At 46.8% G+C, this 20,674-nt stretch carries 16 protein-coding genes and 1 pseudogene; 14 read left to right on the forward strand and 3 right to left on the reverse strand.

What is annotated here, in order from left to right:
• The first annotated feature begins 12 nt into the window (after positions 1–12).
• Both I2H87_RS04175 and I2H87_RS04180 read left to right on the forward strand, forming a co-directional pair.
• Entirely contained in the window at positions 13–2,118 is a 2,106-nt protein-coding gene (locus I2H87_RS04175) for a DNA topoisomerase (RefSeq protein WP_195609402.1), read from the forward strand.
• 15 nt (positions 2,119–2,133) lie between these two features.
• Positions 2,134–2,811, forward strand: coding sequence for an LbetaH domain-containing protein (locus tag I2H87_RS04180; protein ID WP_195609403.1), 678 nt, complete (start codon positions 2,134–2,136; stop codon positions 2,809–2,811).
• A 146-nt stretch (positions 2,812–2,957) separates the two neighbouring features.
• Here I2H87_RS04180 and I2H87_RS04185 read toward each other — a convergent pair.
• Positions 2,958–3,932: pseudogene (locus tag I2H87_RS04185) on the reverse strand (LysR family transcriptional regulator).
• Positions 3,933–4,088: 156 nt separating this feature from the next.
• Here I2H87_RS04185 and I2H87_RS04190 point away from each other — a divergent pair.
• A complete protein-coding gene (locus I2H87_RS04190; protein ID WP_117549304.1) occupies positions 4,089–4,658 on the forward strand; it encodes a DapH/DapD/GlmU-related protein in 570 nt (189 codons plus the stop codon).
• Positions 4,659–4,709: 51 nt separating this feature from the next.
• Here I2H87_RS04190 and I2H87_RS04195 read toward each other — a convergent pair whose 3' ends face one another.
• Together I2H87_RS04195 and I2H87_RS04200 are read right to left on the reverse strand one after the other, a co-directional pair.
• Entirely contained in the window at positions 4,710–5,195 is a 486-nt protein-coding gene (locus I2H87_RS04195) for a cytidylate kinase-like family protein (RefSeq protein ID WP_195609404.1), read from the reverse strand.
• Between the two features lie 92 nt (positions 5,196–5,287).
• Positions 5,288–6,493 carry an FprA family A-type flavoprotein gene (locus I2H87_RS04200; RefSeq protein WP_195609405.1) on the reverse strand — a complete coding sequence of 402 codons (1,206 nt, stop codon included), beginning with the start codon at positions 6,491–6,493 and terminating at the stop codon, positions 5,288–5,290.
• 209 nt (positions 6,494–6,702) lie between these two features.
• Here I2H87_RS04200 and I2H87_RS04205 point away from each other — a divergent pair, with 209 nt between their 5' ends.
• From I2H87_RS04205 to gltX, 11 genes are all read left to right on the forward strand, one after another.
• A complete protein-coding gene (locus I2H87_RS04205; protein ID WP_009268344.1) occupies positions 6,703–7,053 on the forward strand; it encodes an arsenate reductase family protein in 351 nt (116 codons plus the stop codon).
• A 245-nt stretch (positions 7,054–7,298) separates the two neighbouring features.
• Positions 7,299–10,586: a DUF5717 family protein gene (locus tag I2H87_RS04210; protein ID WP_009268343.1), complete on the forward strand. Its 3,288-nt coding sequence runs from the start codon at positions 7,299–7,301 to the stop codon at positions 10,584–10,586.
• A gap of 26 nt (positions 10,587–10,612) precedes the next feature.
• Positions 10,613–11,896 (forward strand): DUF5716 family protein, encoded by a 1,284-nt coding sequence (locus tag I2H87_RS04215; protein ID WP_009268342.1) that lies wholly within the window; start codon positions 10,613–10,615, stop codon positions 11,894–11,896.
• Positions 11,871–12,638 carry a hypothetical protein gene (locus tag I2H87_RS04220; RefSeq protein ID WP_009268341.1) on the forward strand — a complete coding sequence of 256 codons (768 nt, stop codon included), beginning with the start codon at positions 11,871–11,873 and terminating at the stop codon, positions 12,636–12,638. Before I2H87_RS04215 ends, I2H87_RS04220 begins: the two co-directional genes overlap by 26 nt.
• A 154-nt stretch (positions 12,639–12,792) precedes the next feature.
• On the forward strand, positions 12,793–13,671 hold the full coding sequence (locus I2H87_RS04225) for an amino acid ABC transporter substrate-binding protein (RefSeq protein WP_009268340.1): 879 nt from the start codon (positions 12,793–12,795) through the stop codon (positions 13,669–13,671).
• A 76-nt stretch (positions 13,672–13,747) separates the two neighbouring features.
• On the forward strand, positions 13,748–14,395 hold the full coding sequence (locus I2H87_RS04230; RefSeq protein ID WP_195609406.1) for an amino acid ABC transporter permease: 648 nt from the start codon (positions 13,748–13,750) through the stop codon (positions 14,393–14,395).
• Positions 14,396–14,407: 12 nt separating this feature from the next.
• Positions 14,408–15,166 carry an amino acid ABC transporter ATP-binding protein gene (locus tag I2H87_RS04235; protein ID WP_009268338.1) on the forward strand — a complete coding sequence of 253 codons (759 nt, stop codon included), beginning with the start codon at positions 14,408–14,410 and terminating at the stop codon, positions 15,164–15,166.
• Positions 15,167–15,433: 267 nt separating this feature from the next.
• Positions 15,434–16,141, forward strand: a complete 708-nt coding sequence (gene purC / locus I2H87_RS04240) for a phosphoribosylaminoimidazolesuccinocarboxamide synthase (RefSeq protein ID WP_009268337.1) — start codon at positions 15,434–15,436, stop codon at positions 16,139–16,141.
• 45 nt (positions 16,142–16,186) lie between these two features.
• Positions 16,187–17,620 carry an adenylosuccinate lyase gene (gene purB / locus I2H87_RS04245; RefSeq protein ID WP_195609407.1) on the forward strand — a complete coding sequence of 478 codons (1,434 nt, stop codon included), beginning with the start codon at positions 16,187–16,189 and terminating at the stop codon, positions 17,618–17,620.
• A gap of 119 nt (positions 17,621–17,739) precedes the next feature.
• Positions 17,740–19,056 (forward strand): hypothetical protein, encoded by a 1,317-nt coding sequence (locus tag I2H87_RS04250; protein WP_195609408.1) that lies wholly within the window; start codon positions 17,740–17,742, stop codon positions 19,054–19,056.
• Between the two features lie 153 nt (positions 19,057–19,209).
• Positions 19,210–20,673, forward strand: a complete 1,464-nt coding sequence (gene gltX, locus I2H87_RS04255) for a glutamate--tRNA ligase (RefSeq protein ID WP_009268334.1) — start codon at positions 19,210–19,212, stop codon at positions 20,671–20,673.
• Position 20,674 lies beyond the last annotated feature (1 nt).

The raw sequence follows: 20,674 nt of genomic DNA on the forward strand, positions 1-20,674 counted from the left end.
TCAGAAATATTTATGGGAAAATCAGTATATATAGCAGAGAAGCCGAGCGTAGCTCAGGAATTTGCTAAGGCATTAAAATTGAAGACAAGAAGAGGAGACGGATTTCTGGAATCGGAGGAAGCGATCGTGACCTGGTGCGTCGGGCATTTGGTCACGATGAGTTATCCCGAAGAATACGATCCGGCATTGAAAAGGTGGAGTCTGAATACGCTGCCTTTCATTCCTGAGGAGTTCAAATACGAGGTGATCCCGGCGGTGGCGAAACAGTTCCGGATCGTCAGCGATATTTTGAACCGGGAGGATGTGGAACGAATCTATGTGTGCACCGACTCCGGGCGGGAGGGAGAATATATTTACCGTCTCGTTGAACAGCAGGCACATGTGACCGGAAAAGAACGTCGGAGAGTGTGGATCGATTCTCAGACGGAGGAAGAGATTCTTCGGGGGATCCGCGAGGCGAAAGATCTTTCGGAGTACGACAATTTAAGCGCATCGGCTTATCTGCGTGCAAAAGAAGATTATCTGATGGGAATTAATTTTTCCCGTCTTTTAACTTTAAAATATGGAAACAGTATTTCAAATTTTTTACATACAAAATATGCCGTGATTTCGGTTGGCAGGGTGATGACCTGCGTGCTCGGCATGGTCGTGCGCCGGGAGCGGGAAATCCGGGAGTTCGTAAAGACGCCGTTTTACCGGGTGCTTGCAGGGATCGATGCAGGCGGAAAGACATTCGAGGGAGAGTGGCGGGCGGTTAAAGGCTCCAGATGGTTTGAATCTTTTGATCTTTATAAAGAAAACGGATTTAAAGAACGGAAAAAAGCTGAAGAACTGATTGCATATTTGAAAGAGGAAACACCGTTAATCTGCCAGATCACTGCGATCGAAAAAAAGAAAGAAAAGAAGAATCCTCCGCTTTTATACAATCTTGCGGAATTACAGAATGACTGTTCCAAGCGGTTTAAGATCAGTCCGGATGAGACGCTTCGGATCGTGCAGGAATTGTATGAGAAGAAACTGGTGACGTACCCGAGAACAGATGCCCGTGTTTTGTCTACGGCAGTGGCAAAGGAGATCAGCAAAAATCTGAACGGTCTGTCGAAATATCCGATGGCGGCGCCGTATCTGCAGGATATTCTGCAGTTTGGAAGCTATAAAGGGCTGGCAAAGACACGGTATGTCAATGACAAGCAGATTACCGACCATTATGCGATCATACCGACCGGGCAGGGATTACCGGCGCTGAATTCGGTTTCAGCGACGGCAAAGCATGTCTATGACTGTATCGTGCGACGATTTTTGAGTATCTTTTATCCTCCGGCAGTCTACCAGAAAGTTGCGCTGACAACACAGATCCGGGGGGAGAGCTTCTTTTCCGGTTTCAAAGTTTTGGCGGAAGAGGGATATTTGAAAGTCGTCGGGATTCCTTCAAATAAAAAAGCGACGCAGAACGCCGGAAACGGGGAGAGTACAGAGCGCGCCGATCGTTCAGGAAATGCAGACAATGCGGACAGTACAGATAATACAGACAATGATCAGGATCTGGACACCGGATTCTTTCAGGTGATCCAAGGCTTGAAAAAGGGGATGACTCTTCCGGTCAAGACGCTGGAGATCAAAGAGGGCGAGACGTCTCCGCCAAAACGGTATAATTCGGGATCGATGATCCTGGCGATGGAAAATGCAGGACAACTGATCGAAGCTGAAGAACTGCGCGCGCAGATCAAAGGAAGCGGGATCGGAACGAGTGCGACGAGAGCAGAAATTTTAAAGAAGCTGATCCATATCAAATATCTGGCGCTGAATAAAAAGACGCAGATCATTACCCCGACGTTGCAGGGGGAGATGGTATTTGACGTGGTGGAAAACTCGATCAAGTCATTGCTGAACCCGGAATTGACGGCAAGCTGGGAAAAAGGACTGACCTATGTGGCCGAGGGCGACATCACACCGGAAGAATATATGCGGAAGCTGGATCATTTTATCATCAGCCGGACGAACGGAGTCAAGGGACTGAACAATCAATACCAGCTGCGGGCATGTTATGAGCGCGTAGCCGGATTTTATAAAAACGGAACAAGCGGAGCAAAACGAGGCAAGAGCGACAAAAAGAAGTAAAAGGAGAGCTGGATCATGAAAGGACTTACAGTAAAGGAACTTTATACATTGGACGAGACGATCGCGAAAGATATTTTTGACGGAGTCACTTATCCGTGGGAAGTGTTGCCGAAGATCGGGAGCTTTATCATGGAATTGGGCAAGACGTTAAGTGAAGACGAATACGAAAAACGCGGAGAGAATATCTGGATCGCGAAGTCGGCATCTGTTGCGCCGACTGCTTACATCAACGGACCTGCGATCATCGGAAAAAATGCCGAAGTGCGTCATTGTGCATTTATCCGCGGCAATGCGATCGTCGGCGAGGGAGCGGTAGTCGGAAATTCTACGGAATTAAAGAATGTCATTTTGTTTAACAAAGTACAGGTTCCGCATTACAATTATGTGGGGGATTCTGTTCTTGGATTTAAGTCCCACATGGGAGCAGGCTCTATCACTTCCAACGTAAAATCCGATAAAAAGCTTGTCGTAGTGAAAACACCGGAGGGGATGCTCGAAACTGGAATGAAGAAATTCGGAGCGATGCTTGGAGATGAAGTGGAAGTCGGATGCGGAAGCGTTCTGAATCCGGGAACCGTGGTGGGAAGCCACAGCAATATTTATCCGCTTTCTTCTGTGCGCGGTTATATTCCGGGAGGAAGCATTTATAAGAAACAAGGCGAAGTTGTGGAAAAAAGAGAAGAAACAGTATAAAGAAAAGACCGATCAAGAGTGCAAAACACCGCCGAGGGTGTAAGGCTCTTGATCGGGCTTTTTTCTTTTTGTATAGGGTGTGTCCAGCGAAGCTGGACCACACTTGCCGGTGCAAGTCCGGGGGTGCCCGAGACCTTGGCGACTGCTTACAATCCCAGAATGTGCCTTTTGGCACTTCCGGTGATTAGAGGTTGGGGGGGCAAAGGATAAAAAGGGATCGCCACGCCCGATTCCGTAATTGTTATTTCGTCTTTCAATATTTGCAGGAATTTTTCTGCAGCCTTAGAAAATACTTGATTCTTTTTCCAGACAATATCCAGATGAGATTCTAATTTTGGAGCAAGGGGTTTAAAGCATAGGGTGCTGCTTTCGGAAGTGTTTACTAATTTATCAAGACATAGTGCATATCCAAAGCCTTCGTCAACCATGAGGGAAGCATTATATACCAGATTGTAAGTAGCGACAATATTCAGTTTGTCAAAATCAAGCCCACTCCAGCCAGATATTTCGTTACGGACTAATACCTGTTGAGAAGTAATAAGCGGGATAGTTTTTATATCGTTTGGAGATATTTTTTCCTTTTTTGCAAGTGGACTGTCTTTTCGCATAAGAAGTCCCAATTGGTCTGTTACAGGCAATTTGATATAATTATATTTTTCGATATTGGCAGGCTCGATCAAAATTCCGAAATCAAGCAGTCCCTTATCCAGTTTTTCAGTTACATCATAGGCATTTCCACTAAAAAGATGATAGCGGATGTTGGGATGATCGGCTTGCAGCTTTTGAGCGGTTCTTGCAATGAAACGCATCGCATCTGTTTCACCGCCGCCGATATATACATTACCGCTGATCACTTCATCATGCATTGTAAATTCTGCTTTGGTCTTATCAACTAAAGTAATGATTTCTTCTGCTCGATTGCGAAGCAATATTCCCTCATTGGTCAGAGTGATTTTGTGATTTCTCTTTCCACGGTTCAATAATTTTCTTCCCAACTGCTATTCTAATTCCATGATCTGCCTTGAAAGTGTAGGTTGTGTGATGTGTAAATATTCAGCAGCATTAGATATACTTTCTTCTCTTGCTACAGCAAGAAAGTATCGTAAAACACGAATTTCCATAGATATGTTCCCCTTTATTATCTTTGTCAGTAAAAATAATATGCCCAAACTATATGCCTGTCAAGCATATAAATCTATTTTGTATAGGTATTTGATACTCCTATGAATAAACGATATACTGGAAATGGATCAAGAGAAGTAAGGAGAGAAATGTAAATGGAACTAAACGATTTTTTAGCACATTTAAACAGTGGAGAAGCAGTGACGGGCGGTTCGGAACTACATCAGTTCATGCACAAGGTCAGTAATGAAGCTATGAAGATAACCGCCATATTAAACGAGGGGTACCATACACCGGAAGAAATCAGAGATTTATTTTCAGAATTGATTGGAAAACCGGTTGACGATTCTTTTGGATTATTTCCGCCGTTCTACTCGGATTGTGGCAAAAACATTACGGTTGGTAAAAATGTTTTTATCAATTCCGGGTGTCACTTTCAGGATCAAGGCGGCATTACGATCGGTGATGGCGCATTGATCGGACATAATGTTGTTCTGGCTACATTGAATCATGATTTTGCACCCCAAAAGCGAAGTACATTGCATCCCGCGCCTATTGTGATCGGGGAAAAGGTCTGGATTGGAGCAAATGCCACCATTGTTCCGGGGGTAACTGTTGGGAATGGAGCGATTATTGCCGCGGGTGCGGTCGTTACAAAAGATGTGCCGGAAAATGTAATTGTAGGCGGCGTACCGGCTAAGATCATAAAAGAAATAAATGATTGAATAAAAAGGGGAGATACACAGATTGATTTTGTGTGATCTCCCTCTACCCTATTAAATATATTCAAGACGTTCAAAATACTGCATAAGGATATTTGCGCAGTTATCAACGCCCAGTTCGGAGGTGTCGAGGATCATGTGATAGTCGTTCACATCGCCCCAGGTTTTTCCGGTGTTCTCATAATAATATGCGGCACGTTCTTTGTCGGTATCTTCGACCTTTTTCTGCGCTGCCTCGCGGTCGAGTGATTCCAGTTCCATGATACGTTTGATCCGGTCTTCTTTGTCGGCACATACAAAAATATTAAGGACATTCATGCGGTCTTTTAAAATATCGGAAGCGCACCGTCCGAGGATGATACAGGGAGATTCAGCAAGTTTGCGGATCGCTTCCGCTTCGTTATCGTAAGCGTTTTCTCCGAGTTTCTGTTCAATATATGCTTTGTCATATACCGGAATATCCAGTCGTTTTGAAAGTTCGTTTGCAATGACACTGGCTCCGGTTCCAAAACGACGGCTCATTGTGATTACTAATTTCATCTTCAAACCCTCCTATCTTTTGTGGGACGCCGACCGGACGATCACGATGCGGCAAAAGCAGACGGACCGTCCGGCTTGGATAGCATCAAAAATTAATCGGCAAGTGTTTCTGCGATCTTAGCGCAAAGCTCGTCCAGATCCTCAAGCTGATCATCCTGCAGAGCTGATTTGACGGCAAAGTTTTCTGTGAGAAGCGTCATGCCTTTCATCTCTGCGAGACGGGCTTCGATCAGTTTGGCGGATGTCGGAGCCCATGTGCCGTTTCCGAGAACTGCAACGGTGCGGTTCTTGATACCGAGAGCGTTCATATCTTCCAGAAGATTGGACATTGCAGGGTAGACGCCGCCGTTGTAAGTCGGGGAAGCCAGTACGATATGGCTGTATTTGAAACTGTCCGCGATCAGTTCGGAAACATCGGATCTGGATACATCATGAACCGTCAGATTTGTGATCCCCGCATCGGCAAGTTTACAAGCGAGAACATTGGCAAGATTTTCCGTATTGCCGTACATGGAAGCGTAGGCGATCATCACGCCTTTGACTTCCGGACGGTAAGAACTCCAGATGTCATATTTCTCCAACAGATAAGCAAGATTGTTTCTCCAGATCGGTCCGTGGAGCGGGCAGATAAACCGGATATCCAACGCAGAAGCTTTTTTGAGGACGTTCTGCACCTGCATGCCGTATTTGCCGACGATGTTTGTGTAATAACGGCGGGCGTCATCCAGCCAGTCGCGGTCAAAATCTATTTCGTCATTGAAGATCGCGCCGTTTAAAGCTCCGAATGTTCCGAAAGCATCAGCGGAGAAGAGGACTTTGTCCGTCTCATCATAGGTCAGCATCACTTCCGGCCAGTGTACCATCGGAGCCATGAGGAACCGAAAAGTATGTGTGCCGGAAGAGAATGTATCCCCCTCCTTGACTGCGATCGTCTTGCTATCCAGATTAAGGGCATAAAACTGGCGGATCATCGGAAATGTCTTGGCGTTGCCGATGATCTGCATATCGGGATAGCGGAGCATAAGGTCGGCGATCATGGAACAGTGATCCGGTTCCATATGGTTGACAACAAGGTAATCCAGTGCCCGGCCGTTTAAAAGTGCGGTAATATTGTCGAGAAACTGTCTTCCGATGGAATTGTCCACCGTGTCAAACAGGACAGTTTTTTCATCCAGCAGAAGATAGGAATTATAAGAAACACCGCGCGGGATCGGGAACAGGTTCTCAAACAGTTCCAGACGGCGATCGCTGCCTCCTACCCAGTAAAGGTCATTTGTTACTTTTCTAAAGCAATGCATCGTTGAAATCCTTCCTTTCATGATAGCCTTTTTTCTTGGAATTTGTGTAAAAAAACAAAAAACGGCTAGAAATTTCAAGTATGATGCTATTTTAACACAAAAGCGGTAAAGTGAAAAGCAAGTATCGATTTTTATACAAGATTTTGTTATGATGGAAGCACCGGGAATATTACAGGTACTATATAATAGAAGAAAGAGAGGAATGGATCATGTTATTTGTATGTTATCCAAAATGTACGACTTGCCAGAAAGCAAAGAAATGGCTGACAGAAAAAGGAATTTCATTTGAGGAGCGTGATATCAAAACGGAAAATCCGACGAAAGAGGAGCTTGAGGCATGGTATAAAAAAAGCGGGCTGCCGCTGAAACGTTTCTTTAATACGAGCGGCATCTTATATAAAGAGATGAAATTGAAAGACCGTCTGCCTGAGATGACGGAAGACGAACAGCTTACGCTTCTTTCAACAGACGGCATGCTTGTGAAGCGACCGATTTTGATTTCAGATGAGCAGGTACTTGTCGGATTCAAAGAAAAAGAGTGGGAAACATTAAAAGCCTGACGGTGCCGGAGGAAAAACTCCGGTTTTATGATCTGAGACTGCGCGGCAGAGATCCGGAAAACGGATAAAAAAATAATATGGATACATGTATACAATCGGAAAACAAAAACTTGGATTCCCCATTGCAAGACGCTATGGAAAGATGTTATAATCTCTTATATCATGTCCATCATCTGTACCGGGTATTGTGCGCTGTACGAAAACGATGGATCAGACACAGGATTGATTTGGAGTAGGTGACGAAGTTGAAAAATAAGATTAAGCGTCTGTCAAAAGGAGATTTTCATATTCCACAGCCGGAGATCATATTTCCGGAGACACATATTACAATGCGCGTAGGGGAAGGCGAGAAATACGAGGGTAGCTTTTCACTGCAGAATCAGGGGGAGGGAACCATCCGTGGACTGGTGTACCCTTCTTCTTTTCGTGTGCACTGCGAGGAACAGGGATTTGACGGAAACCCTGTCAATATCTATTATACATATGACGGAACCGGATTAGTACCGGGACATGTGGAACACGGTAAATTTACGATCGTCTGCAACGGCGGAGAGTATGACATTGCATTTACCGCGATCATCGAGAAGCCATATGTGATGACACGGTACGGCAAGATCCAGAGTCTGGAAGATTTCAAAAAACTGGCGTTTCGTGATCCGGCGGAGGCGGAGAAGTTATTCCGGTCACGGGATTTTTATGAAATCCTGAAGTATGAGGACAAGCGGATCCAGGCGCTTTACGACAATATGAGAAAGTGGGAACTGGATCAGCAGGCATTGGAAGAATTTCTTGTGGGATGCAAGCAGAAAGAAAAAATCTTCCTTACACTTGAGGAGGAAAGCCGGGCGTTCACATCTCTGACGGAGCCGCGGAAAGAGATTTTTACGATTAAGAAGAATACCTGGGGATATCTTGCGATCGACGTACATACCGAGGGGGAGTTCTTAAACGTAGAGCATACGAAGATCATCACCGAAGAGTTTATCGGCAATTCCTACCGATTGGAATATTTTATCGATACGGAGAAACTGCATCGGGGAAGCAATTTCGGGCAGATCATTCTGGAAACGCCGTATGAGACGATGCGCTATGAGATCATCGTGGAGAAAGACATTTGCCGGGACGAAGACCGGAGAGCGGAGGATCTGGAATTTGCAAGCATCCTGAAAGGATATCTGCAGTATGAAGCAGGGAAAAAAGATCTTACGACCTGGACGGGCGAGGCGCTCAAACGGATCGAACATCTCCGGAAAGTTGACGAGCGCAATGAGATGTATCTGCTTGTGCATGCCCATATCTGTCTGATCGGAGGGCAGACGGATGAGGCGAAGACGCTTCTGGAGTCCTATAACTATAATCGGTTTGCAATCGGAAAAAATGTGGAACTGAGTTCTTATTATCTGTATCTGACCACGCTTTTGAGCAACGATTCGATCGGACAGCGCAGGGTGGCGGAAGAATTGTCCAAGTCTTACATGAAGCATCCGGAGAGTTGGAAGATTCTCTGCATGCTGATCAATGTGGATTCGGAATACAAGATCTTAAGCGAACGGCTCCGCGTGCTGGAGAAGCTGTTCGATGAGGAAAAAGTACACAGCCTGATCTTTTATCTGGAAGCATTTAAGTGCTACAGGGAGAAGAGCTCTTCGCTGAAAAAGCTTGGGATGTTTGAAGTGCGCGTACTTTCTTTTGCTGCGAAATATAAACTGATGACAAAAGAATTGGCGCTTTACACGGCGAACCTGGCAAGCCAGCTGAAACATTATGACCAGCATTTGTACGATACACTTGTGCTGGCATATGAAATGTATCCGGAGTCCATGATCCTGACTGCGATCTGCACGCTTCTGATCAAGGGGAATGTGATCGACAGCAGCTGCTTTGCATGGTATGAAAAGGCAGTGGAGTCGGAACTGAAGATCGCGCAGCTTTACGAATATTATATGGCGGCTCTGGATGTGACAAAATTCCACAAAGCATTGCCGCGTTCGGTGTATCTGTATTTTATGCACGGAAATAATCTGGAATATAGGAAATGTTCGTTTCTGTATTCCAACCTGATCTTGTATGTGGATGAAAGCAGCGAGATCTATGCACATTACCGGGACGAGATGGAGGCGTTTGCATGGAATCAGCTTGACCGCAGACATATCGATGAATATTTGCGTGTGATTTACAAGCGGTTTTTATCCGAAGAACAGCTGAATCCGGAACGGGTGAAAGCGTTGTATGATATTTGTCACGCGTATGACATAACGACGAAAGTTCCGGGAATGAAATATATCCATGTGATCGAAGACGACGGGACGATCTCACAGAAAGTTCCGTGTACCGATAACCGCGCACAGGTATTTTTATATTCCAAGACTGCGCGGCTTGTATGGGAGGGAAAGGATGGACGTCATTACACGGATTCCATCCCATATGAGAGCAAGCGTCTGTTTTATGAACTGCGGTATATGGATATATGCCGGAAATATCTGAACAGCCTGCGCCTGAACCGGCAGGAAGACGAGGATGTGGAACTGACGTTGGAAGTCGTGCAGGAAACCGGACTGGAAAAATATAACGAAAGCGAGATGCTGGCGCTTTGCAGCAAGACGATCCGCGAAAATAATTATGAGAACGATGATTTCCTGACGTATGTCTGCTTTGAATTGTTTAAGAAAAAACAGTACGATAAAGTGATCCTTACATATCTTGCCAAATATTACTGCGGTGCGACGACCGACATGAAACAGCTCTGGAGAGAGGCAAAAGAGTATGAGGTGCACACCCATAAATTAGGTGAGCGGATTCTGACACAGATGCTGTTTGCGGAGGAAGTGTTTGCCGAGGCGGCAATTTTTGAAGATTATTATGCGGAGGGAGCTTATTTCCGGCTGCAGCAGGCATATCTGGCATATATGTCCAGAGAGTATGTGACCGAGAACCGGAAGATCAGTAAAAGTGTGATCGACATCATCTGCAGGGAGTTTGAAAAAGGTGAGGAAGTAATCGACATCTGTAAGATCGCGGTGCTCAAATATTATTCGACGAGACCGTACAACACGACGCTTCGGAAGACTTTGAAGCAGTTTTTGCAGAATCTCTGCGGACGGCAGATCTACTTCCCGTTTTTCTTATCGTACGAGAAAGACTGGCTGATCGAACTGCAGTTGTGGGACAAGACGATCATTTCTTATAAAGGGCAGAAAGGAAGCCGTGTGATGCTCTACTATCAGCTTCAAAAAGGAAGCACCGAGAGCGTGGACTACTCAACGGAAGTGCTGACGCCGATGTATGAGAATATTTATGTGAAGAAATTTGTTTTGTTTGCGAATGAAAAACTGAAATATTACTTTAAAGAGACGATCGACGGAAACTCTTACCGGAGCGACAAGCAAAGCTGTATCAAAGAGGTACAGAAAGGCGAGGACGGACGTTACGGTCGGCTGAACGATATTTTGCTTTCTTCGGATATGGAGAAAGAGACGCGAATGAAAGCGTATGCGCAGGAAGATATGATCGCCGCGCATATGTTTGAACAGTAACAAGGAGAAAAAGGAGGCTGGCTGCGATGGGACAGGGCAATATAATAGGATATGAGATCAACGAGAAGACATGCCAGATCAGCTTTTATAATGAACAGCAGCTGGAACCGGAGACGCTGGAAGTCGATGCGGACAATTACCAGATCCCGCTGATCATCGGGAAACTCAGGGATACCTGGGCGTATGGAAAAGAAGCGAAACGTCTGGCGACGATCAAAGAGGGATTTGCCGTGACCAGACTTCTCGAGAGGAGTCTGAACGGGGAAAAGATCGAATTTGGGGAGGAGACATATGATGCAGTCTGGCTTCTTTCCAAGTTTGTGCAGATGTCGCTGCTCTCGTTTCCGCAGATCGACGGGATCGTGTTCACTGTGCCGGAGCTGACGGAAGAACTGGCACAGCTTCTGCGCGGGATCGCCGTGCGGATGAATATCGACAAACAGCATATTTTTATTCAGGATTACAAGGAAAGTTTCTGCAACTACTTGTTTTACCAGCCGAAAGAATTGTGGCAGTATGACGCGGCGTTATTTTGCTGTGACCGAAATGAGATCAAGGCGTATATGCTCCGACGGCTGAAACCGGGGCTTGGCGGCGGCAGGACGACGTTTGTGACGGTGGATGAAGTGGCGAGCGCGCATATGAAAGAGCTGGCGGCGGTATATCCGGTCCTGAATGAAGACAAGGCGAAAGATGCGGACGCGCGTTTCTGTAAGTTTATCGAGGGCGTGTTCGATAAGCGGATCGTCTCTTCGGTCTTTCTGACCGGAGAGGGATTTGAGAATAACTGGTATCCGAAGTCGCTGCGCGTGCTTTGCAACGGGCGGAGAGCGTTTATCGGAAACAATCTGTACAGCAAGGGCGCATGTTATACGGCATACCGGAAGATGTTTATGCACATTGAGGATCCGGTCTATTTATCGGAAAGTAAACTGACCGATCAGATCACGGTCAATATGCGGGTCGGCGGACAGGAGATGTGGTATCCGATCGTGTCATGGGGGGCGCAGTGGTATGAGTCGAACAATCAGTGGGAAGTTCTTCTGGAGGATGTGCAGGATATCGAATTGCATGTGGAATCGCTGATCCAGGGGACACTTCGCACCGAAGTGATCTCACTGGATAAATTTCCGCGGCGCGGCGAATATTCGATGCGTCTGCAGATCGAGACATTATTCTTGGATGAGAAGACCTGTAAGATAACCGTGCGGGATGTGGGATTCGGAGAGTTTTTCCTTGCAACGGATTTTCAGGAGGAGAAGATTATACATTTAGGAGGCAACGATGGGAAGTTTGGTTCTTTGTCATGACAAACATGCGGCGCATCCCTACGAGATCACAAGGATCCACTGCAAGATCTTTACAATAGAAGAATTATGTTATTATCTGTGCAACAATCTCTATCTGATCGATTATACGATCATGAATGAGCAGCTCTGCGCATGGCTCGATGAAGAGCTGGGGATGCACGATCTGGCGGGAATGCTCCGGGATGTGATCCGGATGCACGGAACAGTGGAGAAATTCGTTCTGACGATCTTAAAATATTCGAAGATCTATCGTGATCCGGAGATGATCCGGATCCAGAACGTATTGGAACGTCTGAAAAACCAGAAAGACATTGAGCGGCAGAAATATAAGGCGGACAATCTTCTTGAGAGCGGCGAGATCGAGGAAGCGATCCTCGTCTATCAGGCGATCTTAAATCAGGAAAAAGACGAGACGGTGGATGCAAAATTTTACGGACGGATCTATGCCGGGCTCGGCGCTGCATACGGCAAGCAGTTCTTGTATCAGGAATCGGCAAAGATGTATGACCGGGCGTATCAGATCTGCGAGGACCGCGCGCTGTTAAAGCCGTATCTCTATGCTTCCTATAAATATATGTCGTTGGAGGAATATCATATCCTGTTGACGAAACATGACGAGTATGTGGAGATCAATGCACAGATGCGTCAGGAAATGGAAGACATCAAAGAGAATCTGCAGCTGGAATTGAATGATGTGATGCTGGAGAAATGGAAACGTCAGTACCGCCGAAGCCATATTTAGCAGGCGGTGGACGTTTTATCGGTGAAGAAGTGCGAGATTATTATCTGCGAGTTGACATCAGCCATAATGTGTGTTATTATATCCAAGTAATTTAGCGTGGTAAAGTGGTCAATTAGTAAAAGAATGACGTGCCACGGCAGGGAGGAGAATGACGATGAAAAAGAAAATGGCATTGCTGCTTGCGGCGGCACTTACGATGACAACAATTTTGACCGGATGCGGCGGAGGAAACGAGGAGAACGCAGATAAGCAATCCGATGTGACTGCGGAAGATGCGAAAGAGGAAAACGCATCGGGGGATTCGGTTTCCGAGGGCGGAACCGTCTTTACCGTTGGATTTGATGCGGAATATCCGCCATACGGTTATATGGATGAAAACGGAGAATATACCGGATTTGACTTGGAGCTTGCACAGGCAGTCTGTGATCTGGAGGGCTGGGAACTGGTGAAAAAACCGATCAACTGGGATTCCAAAGACATGGAACTGAATTCCGGATCCATCGACTGTATCTGGAATGGATTTACGATGAACGGGCGCGAAGATGATTATACATTTTCCGATTCCTATGTGGATAACAGCCAGGTGATCGTCGTTGCGGAAGACTCCGGAATCGATACGCTGGATGCACTGGCAGGAAAGGTTGTCGGCGTACAGGCGGCGTCGGCGGCGCTGGAACTTTTGCAGAGTGAAGAGGAGGGCGGTCAGAAAGCGTTGGCGGATACATTCGGATCGCTGAATGAATTTGCTGATTACAATACCGCATTTACCGAGCTGCAGGCAGGAGCGCTGGATGCGCTTGCGATCGACATCGGCGTGGCAAAATACCAGATCAAATCCAGAGGAGACGGATACAAGATCGTGGATGAGACACTCAATACGGAACAATATGCAGTCGCATTTAAAAAGGGAAATCAGGAACTTTGCGATAAGATCAATGCGGATCTGCAGAAACTGACAGATGACGGTACGGTTGCCGAATTGGCAGAGAAATATGAGATTGCCGATATGGTCACACTGAAACCGGCAGAATAAACACAAGAGACAAGAACAAGTACCCCTCGGAAACAGATTTCGGGGGGCACGCTTGTGTATGGAGGGAGCAGGATAAATGAGTTTTGAAGTAATGCTGAGACAACTGACAGTCGGATTCGGACAGACTTGTCTGATTTTCTTTCTGACGTTGATTTTTTCGTTGCCTTTGGGGATGGTCGTATACTTCGGCAGGGTGTGCCGGATCAAGCCGGTCAGCTGGCTTGTGAAAATCTACATATCGATCATGCGCGGAACGCCGCTGATGCTGCAGCTCCTCGTATGGTATTTTGGTCCGTATTATTTGTGGGGGATGAATATCGGCGGATATAAACTGACTGCGATCCTCCTGGGATGTTCGTTAAACTATGCGGCATATTTTGCGGAAATCTACCGCTCCGGAATCGAATCCATTTCGAAAGGGCAGTATGAGGCGGCGGCGCTTCTGGGCTATTCAAAAGGTCAGACTTTTTTTAAGATCGTCCTGCCGCAGGTTGTGAAGATCGTGCTTCCATCCGTGACAAATGAGGTGATCACGCTCGTAAAAGATACGTCGCTTGTATATTCTCTTTCTTACATTGAAATGTTTGCGGTGGCGAAACAGATCGCGGCGTCCCAGACGACGGTCGTTCCGTTTTTCATCGCCGGCGTATTTTACTACATTTTCAATTATGCAGTGGCATGGGGAATGGAGCTGTTGGAAAAGAAACTGGATTATTATCGATAGGAGGCGGATGGGATGAGTCTGTTGGAAATGAATCATATCAGAAAATCGTTTGACGGGGTGGAAGTGATCAAAGACATTTCTCTTTCCGTGGAAAAAGGAGAGATCCTGGCGATCATCGGTCCGTCCGGTTCCGGGAAATCGACGCTGCTTCGGTGCGCGACGATGCTTGAGACGATCGGAGGAGGCGAGATCCGGTATCTCGGGAAAAGGGCGGCGTGGATGGAAGACGGGAAGCCGGTCTTTCCGAAAAAGCAGGAACTGCGGGAGATCCAGTCCTGTTTCGGGCTTGTATTCCAGAACTTCAATCTGTTCCCACATTTTTCGGTGATGAAAAATATTACGGATGCGCCGATCAAAGTGCAGAAGAGAAAGAAAGAAGAAGTGTATGCGGAGGCGAAAGTGCTGCTTGAAAAAATGGGACTTTCCGACCGTGCGGACGCTTATCCGTATCAGCTCTCCGGCGGGCAGCAGCAGAGAGTGTCGATCGCCCGTGCGCTTGCGATGAAACCGCAGATGCTCTTTTTCGACGAGCCGACGTCCGCATTGGATCCGGAACTGACCGGCGAGATTTTAAAAGTGATCAAAAATCTGGCGGCGGAGCATATGACGATGGTGATCGTGACGCATGAGATGAATTTTGCGAAAAATGTAGCGGATAAGATCATTTTCATGGATAAAGGTGTGATCGCGGAACAGGGAACGCCAAAGGAAGTGTTCTCTTCGGGAAATGCCCGGATGAAAGAGTTCCTCGGTAAGCTGGAAAATGATTAAAATAATAAATAAGTATAGAATTATAAGAGATACTAATACATATGCGTCGAAATAAATAATGAGTGACAGTGCATACAAGGCAGTTGGCAATATTGATTTTCCAACTGCCTTGTATTATAATCATCGTGCGGATATTCTTTGAACAGCGTCGGCGCACAGTGGTGTGATCGTTTCTGATGCATTGACGCGAAAAGATCCTCTTGTCCGGCAAAGGACAGAAGTAAAAAAGAAATCGGAAAAGAAAAAGAAAAGGACAGGTGTAAACGTATGAAAAAATTGGAACAGCTTTACGAAGGAAAAGCGAAAAAGGTTTTTGCAACGGAAGACCCGGATATCGTGATTGTAGATTATAAAGATGATGCGACAGCATTTAACGGAGAGAAGAAAGGAACAATCGTAGGAAAAGGTGTGATCAATAACCGCATGACTAACTATGTGTTCCAGGTATTGGAAAAAGAGGGCGTTCCGACTCATTTCGTAGAAGAACTGAGCGATCGTGAAACCGCGGTAAAGAAAGTGGAGATCGTACCGCTGGAAGTGATCGTGCGTAATGTGGCAGCAGGAAGTTTTTCTAAAAGACTCGGGATCGAAGAGGGAAGAAAGCTTCTGGCTCCGACTCTGGAATTCAGCTACAAAGACGACGATCTCGGAGACCCGATGATCAACGACTATTTTGCGATCGCGATCGGAGCGGCTACAAGAGAAGAGATCGACAAGATTACGGAATACACCTTTAAAGTAAATGATGTGTTGAAGAAATTTTTTGACGAGGCGGGAATCGACCTGATCGACTTTAAGATCGAGTTCGGACGTTACCACGGAGAAATCATTCTTGCAGATGAGATTTCACCGGATACCTGCCGCCTGTGGGATAAAGAGACACACGAGAAATTGGATAAAGACCGTTTCCGCCGGGATATGGGCAATGTGGAAGACGCTTATCAGGAAGTGTTTAAACGAATCGGGATCCGATAGGAAATTCGGAAAAAATCCAGGAAGAAAAACAGGAGAAACAATTTTATGAGTACAGACCGTTATGTAAGTCCGCTCTCAGAGCGTTATGCGAGCAAGGAAATGCAGTATATTTTCTCGCCGGATAAGAAATTTAAGACATGGAGAAAGCTGTGGATCGCGCTGGCAGAGACCGAGAAAGAGTTGGGACTCAATATTACAGACGAGCAGATTGAAGAGTTAAAGGCACATGCGGAGGATATCAACTACGATGTGGCGAAAGAACGTGAAAAAGTCGTGCGCCATGACGTTATGTCCCATGTATATGCTTATGGCGTACAGTGTCCGAAAGCAAAAGGGATCATCCATCTCGGAGCGACGTCCTGTTATGTGGGGGACAATACCGATGTGATCGTGATGGCAGAAGCATTGAAATTGGTTCGCAAGAAACTGATCAATGTGATCGCGGAACTGGCAAAATTTGCCGATACCTATAAAGAACAGCCGACATTGGCATTTACGCATTTTCAGCCGGCACAGCCGACAACTGTCGGAAAACGTGCCACACTGTGGATGCAGGAATTTGAGATGGATCTGGAAGATCTGGAATATGTGCTTGGAAGTCTGAAACTGCTTGGATCCAAAGGAACAACAGGAACACAGGCAAGTTTCCTGGAATTATTCGACGGAGATCAGGAGACGATCGATAAGATCGATCCGATGATCGCAGAAAAGATGGGATTCAAAGCATGTTATCCGGTGTCCGGACAGACGTATTCGAGAAAGGTAGATACCCGTGTGCTGAACGTACTTGCCGGGATCGCGGCGAGCGCGCATAAGTTCTCCAATGACATCCGTCTGCTGCAGCATTTAAAAGAGATCGAGGAGCCGTTTGAGAAGAGTCAGATCGGATCTTCTGCGATGGCATATAAGAGAAATCCGATGCGGAGCGAGCGGATCGCTTCCCTGTCCCGTTATGTGATGATCGATGCGCTGAATCCGGCGATCACGTCGGCAACACAGTGGTTCGAGCGTACATTGGATGATTCCGCCAACAAGCGTTTGAGCGTTCCGGAGGGATTCCTTGCGATCGACAGTATTTTAGACCTCTGTCTGAACGTAGTGGACGGTCTGGTCGTATATCCGAAAGTCATCGAAAAACGTCTGATGTCCGAACTGCCGTTTATGGCGACGGAGAATATTATGATGGATGCCGTGAAAGCCGGCGGAGACCGTCAGGAACTGCATGAGCGAATCCGGGAACTCTCTATGGAAGCAGGAAGAAATGTAAAAGAGAAAGGTCTCGACAACAATCTTCTGGAACTGATCGCGGAAGATCCGGCATTCAACCTGACTTTGGAAGATCTGAAAAAGACAATGGATCCGTCCCGCTATGTAGGGCGTGCGGCAGTGCAGGTAGACGCATATCTGAACAATGTGATCCGTCCGCTGCTTGAAAAGAATAAAGAATTACTTGGTGTGAAAGCGGAAATCAACGTCTGATTTCCATGCTTTTATCCGGGAAATGCAAAGGAATGTTGCATCTGATTGCGGCGTTCCTTTTTCTTTTGTACAATCCTAGCTGAATTATACAAAAGAGAAGACCCGGAGGATGAAGAGGGATGGAAGAATGTGTGAAACTGGAGTACGCCGAGACTGCGGTGCCGGTGAAAAGAAGAAAAATAAAAGGGATATTGCCGTTGCTGTTTGCGGGAAGTCTGGTGATCGTGGCGGCGGATCAGGGGATGAACGCTTTGAGAAAGCCTGACTTGTTTCGAAGAGAGCATACGGTAGCCGAAGAGAAAGTGAAAGCGAATAGAACGTTAAAACATCTGTTCGATATGGAAGAGCCGGTCGGGAAGTGTGTGAGTCTGTCAGAAACATCAACGGTAAAAATACCAATGGAAGTTTCGGAAGATTCCGAAGCCGCATTTTTGTTGGAGACAAGTATCGATTGGGATTCTTTCCCGACAGGAGAGACAGGCGGGATGTCCGGTCCGGACGAGGCCGGAGAAGATACAAAGACAGAGGAGGTCATTGTCGTTCCGGATCCGCTGATACCGGACAAAATTCCGACGGGAACAGAGAATCTGCCGACAACGGATATTCCGTTGACCGATCATCCGACCGTGGATCCGCCGCTGACCGACAATCCGGCAGTGGACCGTCCGACGACAGATGACCCGGCAGCGGATCGCCCGACAGCAGACGAAAATGACGGTTCCATATCCGGAGACACAGAGGAAGATACGGATCTGGGAGAAGGCGGAAGTTCCGATTCCGGTGTTCAAGATGGAAATACAGACGGAGATACTTCGGAAACACCGGGCGACGGAACAGCAGATGGAGATACAGCAGATGGAGATACAGCGGATGGCGGTGCAGAGAATCCTGCTGTTCCCGCGTCGCCATGGGTCGTGGATGAAAGCGGTATGTTATGCAAGATCACTCCGGAATTGCTGGAAATCGACGATGGCGTTTTATATCTTCCGGAGGGGATTTTTACAGGAATACGGAAAGATGCGTTTTCCGGTCTTTCCGGAGGTGTTTACGAGATCGTGCTCCCGTCCGCATTGACCGTGATCGAGAAAGGCGCATTGGCAAAACTGACAGATCTGGAATGGATCGAGGCAGGAGGAAGTCCGGTATTTGCAAGTGAAGACGGCGTGTTGTTTGACGCGGAAATGAAAGAAATCCTTGCATTTCCAAGTGGGAAGACCGGCGCATATATTGTGCCGCCTACGGTGCAGCGCATTGCCGCAGGCGCGTTTGAGAACAGCAGATTGGAACGGCTGGATCTTTGGGAGTGCAAAATGGTGGAGATGGATTCGGGAATGTTCGGGGCAGGAGACGGAAACGGAATGACGATCGCGGTTCCGGGAGGCAGCCTGGCACATTATGAACCGATTTTTGCCGGATGCGACGTCCAGCTGATCTAAGCCGACCGACCGGAACTGCAAAGACTGTAAAGCTGACCAAATCAAGAAGGATCGGGTCCTGGCTGTAATTGTTTGTTGAACATTTTTACGAGTTGGTCTATAATAAAAGGGCATTTGAAAGAATGAGAAGAAATAGAATTGGAGACGAATAAGATGAAAAAGATCAGAACAAGATTTGCGCCAAGTCCGACCGGACGGATGCATGTGGGAAATCTGCGGACAGCGCTTTATGCATATTTGATTGCGAAGCATGAGGGCGGAGACTTTATCCTCCGTGTAGAAGATACCGATCAGGAGCGGTTTGTAGAGGGTGCGCTGGATATCATTTACCGGACGATGGAGAAAACCGGTCTGATCCACGATGAGGGTCCGGATAAAGACAAAGGATACGGACCGTATGTACAGAGCGAGCGGAATGCGCAGGGACTGTATCTGAAGTATGCGAAGCAGCTTGTAGAGCAGGGAGATGCGTATTACTGTTTCTGTGACAAAGAGCGACTGAATTCTCTTCGGACATCCGTGTCGGAAGACGGAACCGATATTGTGGTATACGACAAGCATTGTCTGGGACTGAGCAAAGAAGAGGTGGAAGCAAACTTAGCGGCAGGCAAACCGTGGGTGATCCGCCTGAATATCCCGAGAGAGGGAACGACCACATTCCATGACGAGATTTACGGAGATATCACAGTTCCGAATAATGAGCTGGACGATATGATCCTGATCAAGTCGGATGGATTCCCGACCTATAACTTTGCCAATGTGATCGACGATCATCTGATGGAGATCACACATGTTGTGCGCGGGAATGAATACCTTGCATCCGCGCCGAAGTACAATCGTCTGTATGAGGCATTTGGCTGGGAAATCCCGGTTTATGTACATTGTCCGCTGATCACAGATGAGAATCATAAGAAATTGAGCAAGCGGTGCGGGCATGCTTCCTATGAAGATCTGATCGAGCAGGGATTTGTGTCGGAAGCGGTAGTCAACTATGTGGCGCTGCTTGGATGGTGTCCGACTGACAATCGCGAGATCTTCTCGTTGGAAGAACTGGTAGAAGCCTTTGATTATACACATATGAGCAAATCTCCGGCTGTATTTGATACAGTGAAACTGAAATGGATGAACGGGGAATACTTGAAAGCGATGGATTTTGACCGTTTTTATGAGATGGCAAGACCGTACATTGAAGAGGTTGTAACCCGTGACTGTGATACAAAGAAGATTGCAGCTCTGGTGAAGACGAGGATCGAGATCCTGCCGGATATCCGCGAGCAGATCGATTTCTTTGAGGCGGTACCGGAATATGATGTTGCGATGTATACGCACAAGAAGATGAAGACAGATCCGCAGAAAGCGCTGGAAGTGTTGAAAGAGTTGCTTCCGATTCTGGAAAATCAGGGGGATTTCAGCAACGATGCATTGTTTGAGACGCTGAAAGCATTTGCCGGAGAAAAAGGTTATAAGATCGGATATGTGATGTGGCCGATCCGTACTGCGGTTTCCGGAAAGCAGAATACACCGGGAGGAGCAACAGAGATCATGGAAGTTCTCGGAAAAGAGGAATCTTTGAAGCGGATCCGCGCCGGTGTGGAAAAGTTAAGCGAACAGGCATAAG

Origin of the sequence: Mediterraneibacter glycyrrhizinilyticus (assembly GCF_015560805.1) — a bacterium.
GTDB lineage: Bacteria > Bacillota > Clostridia > Lachnospirales > Lachnospiraceae > Schaedlerella > Schaedlerella glycyrrhizinilytica_A.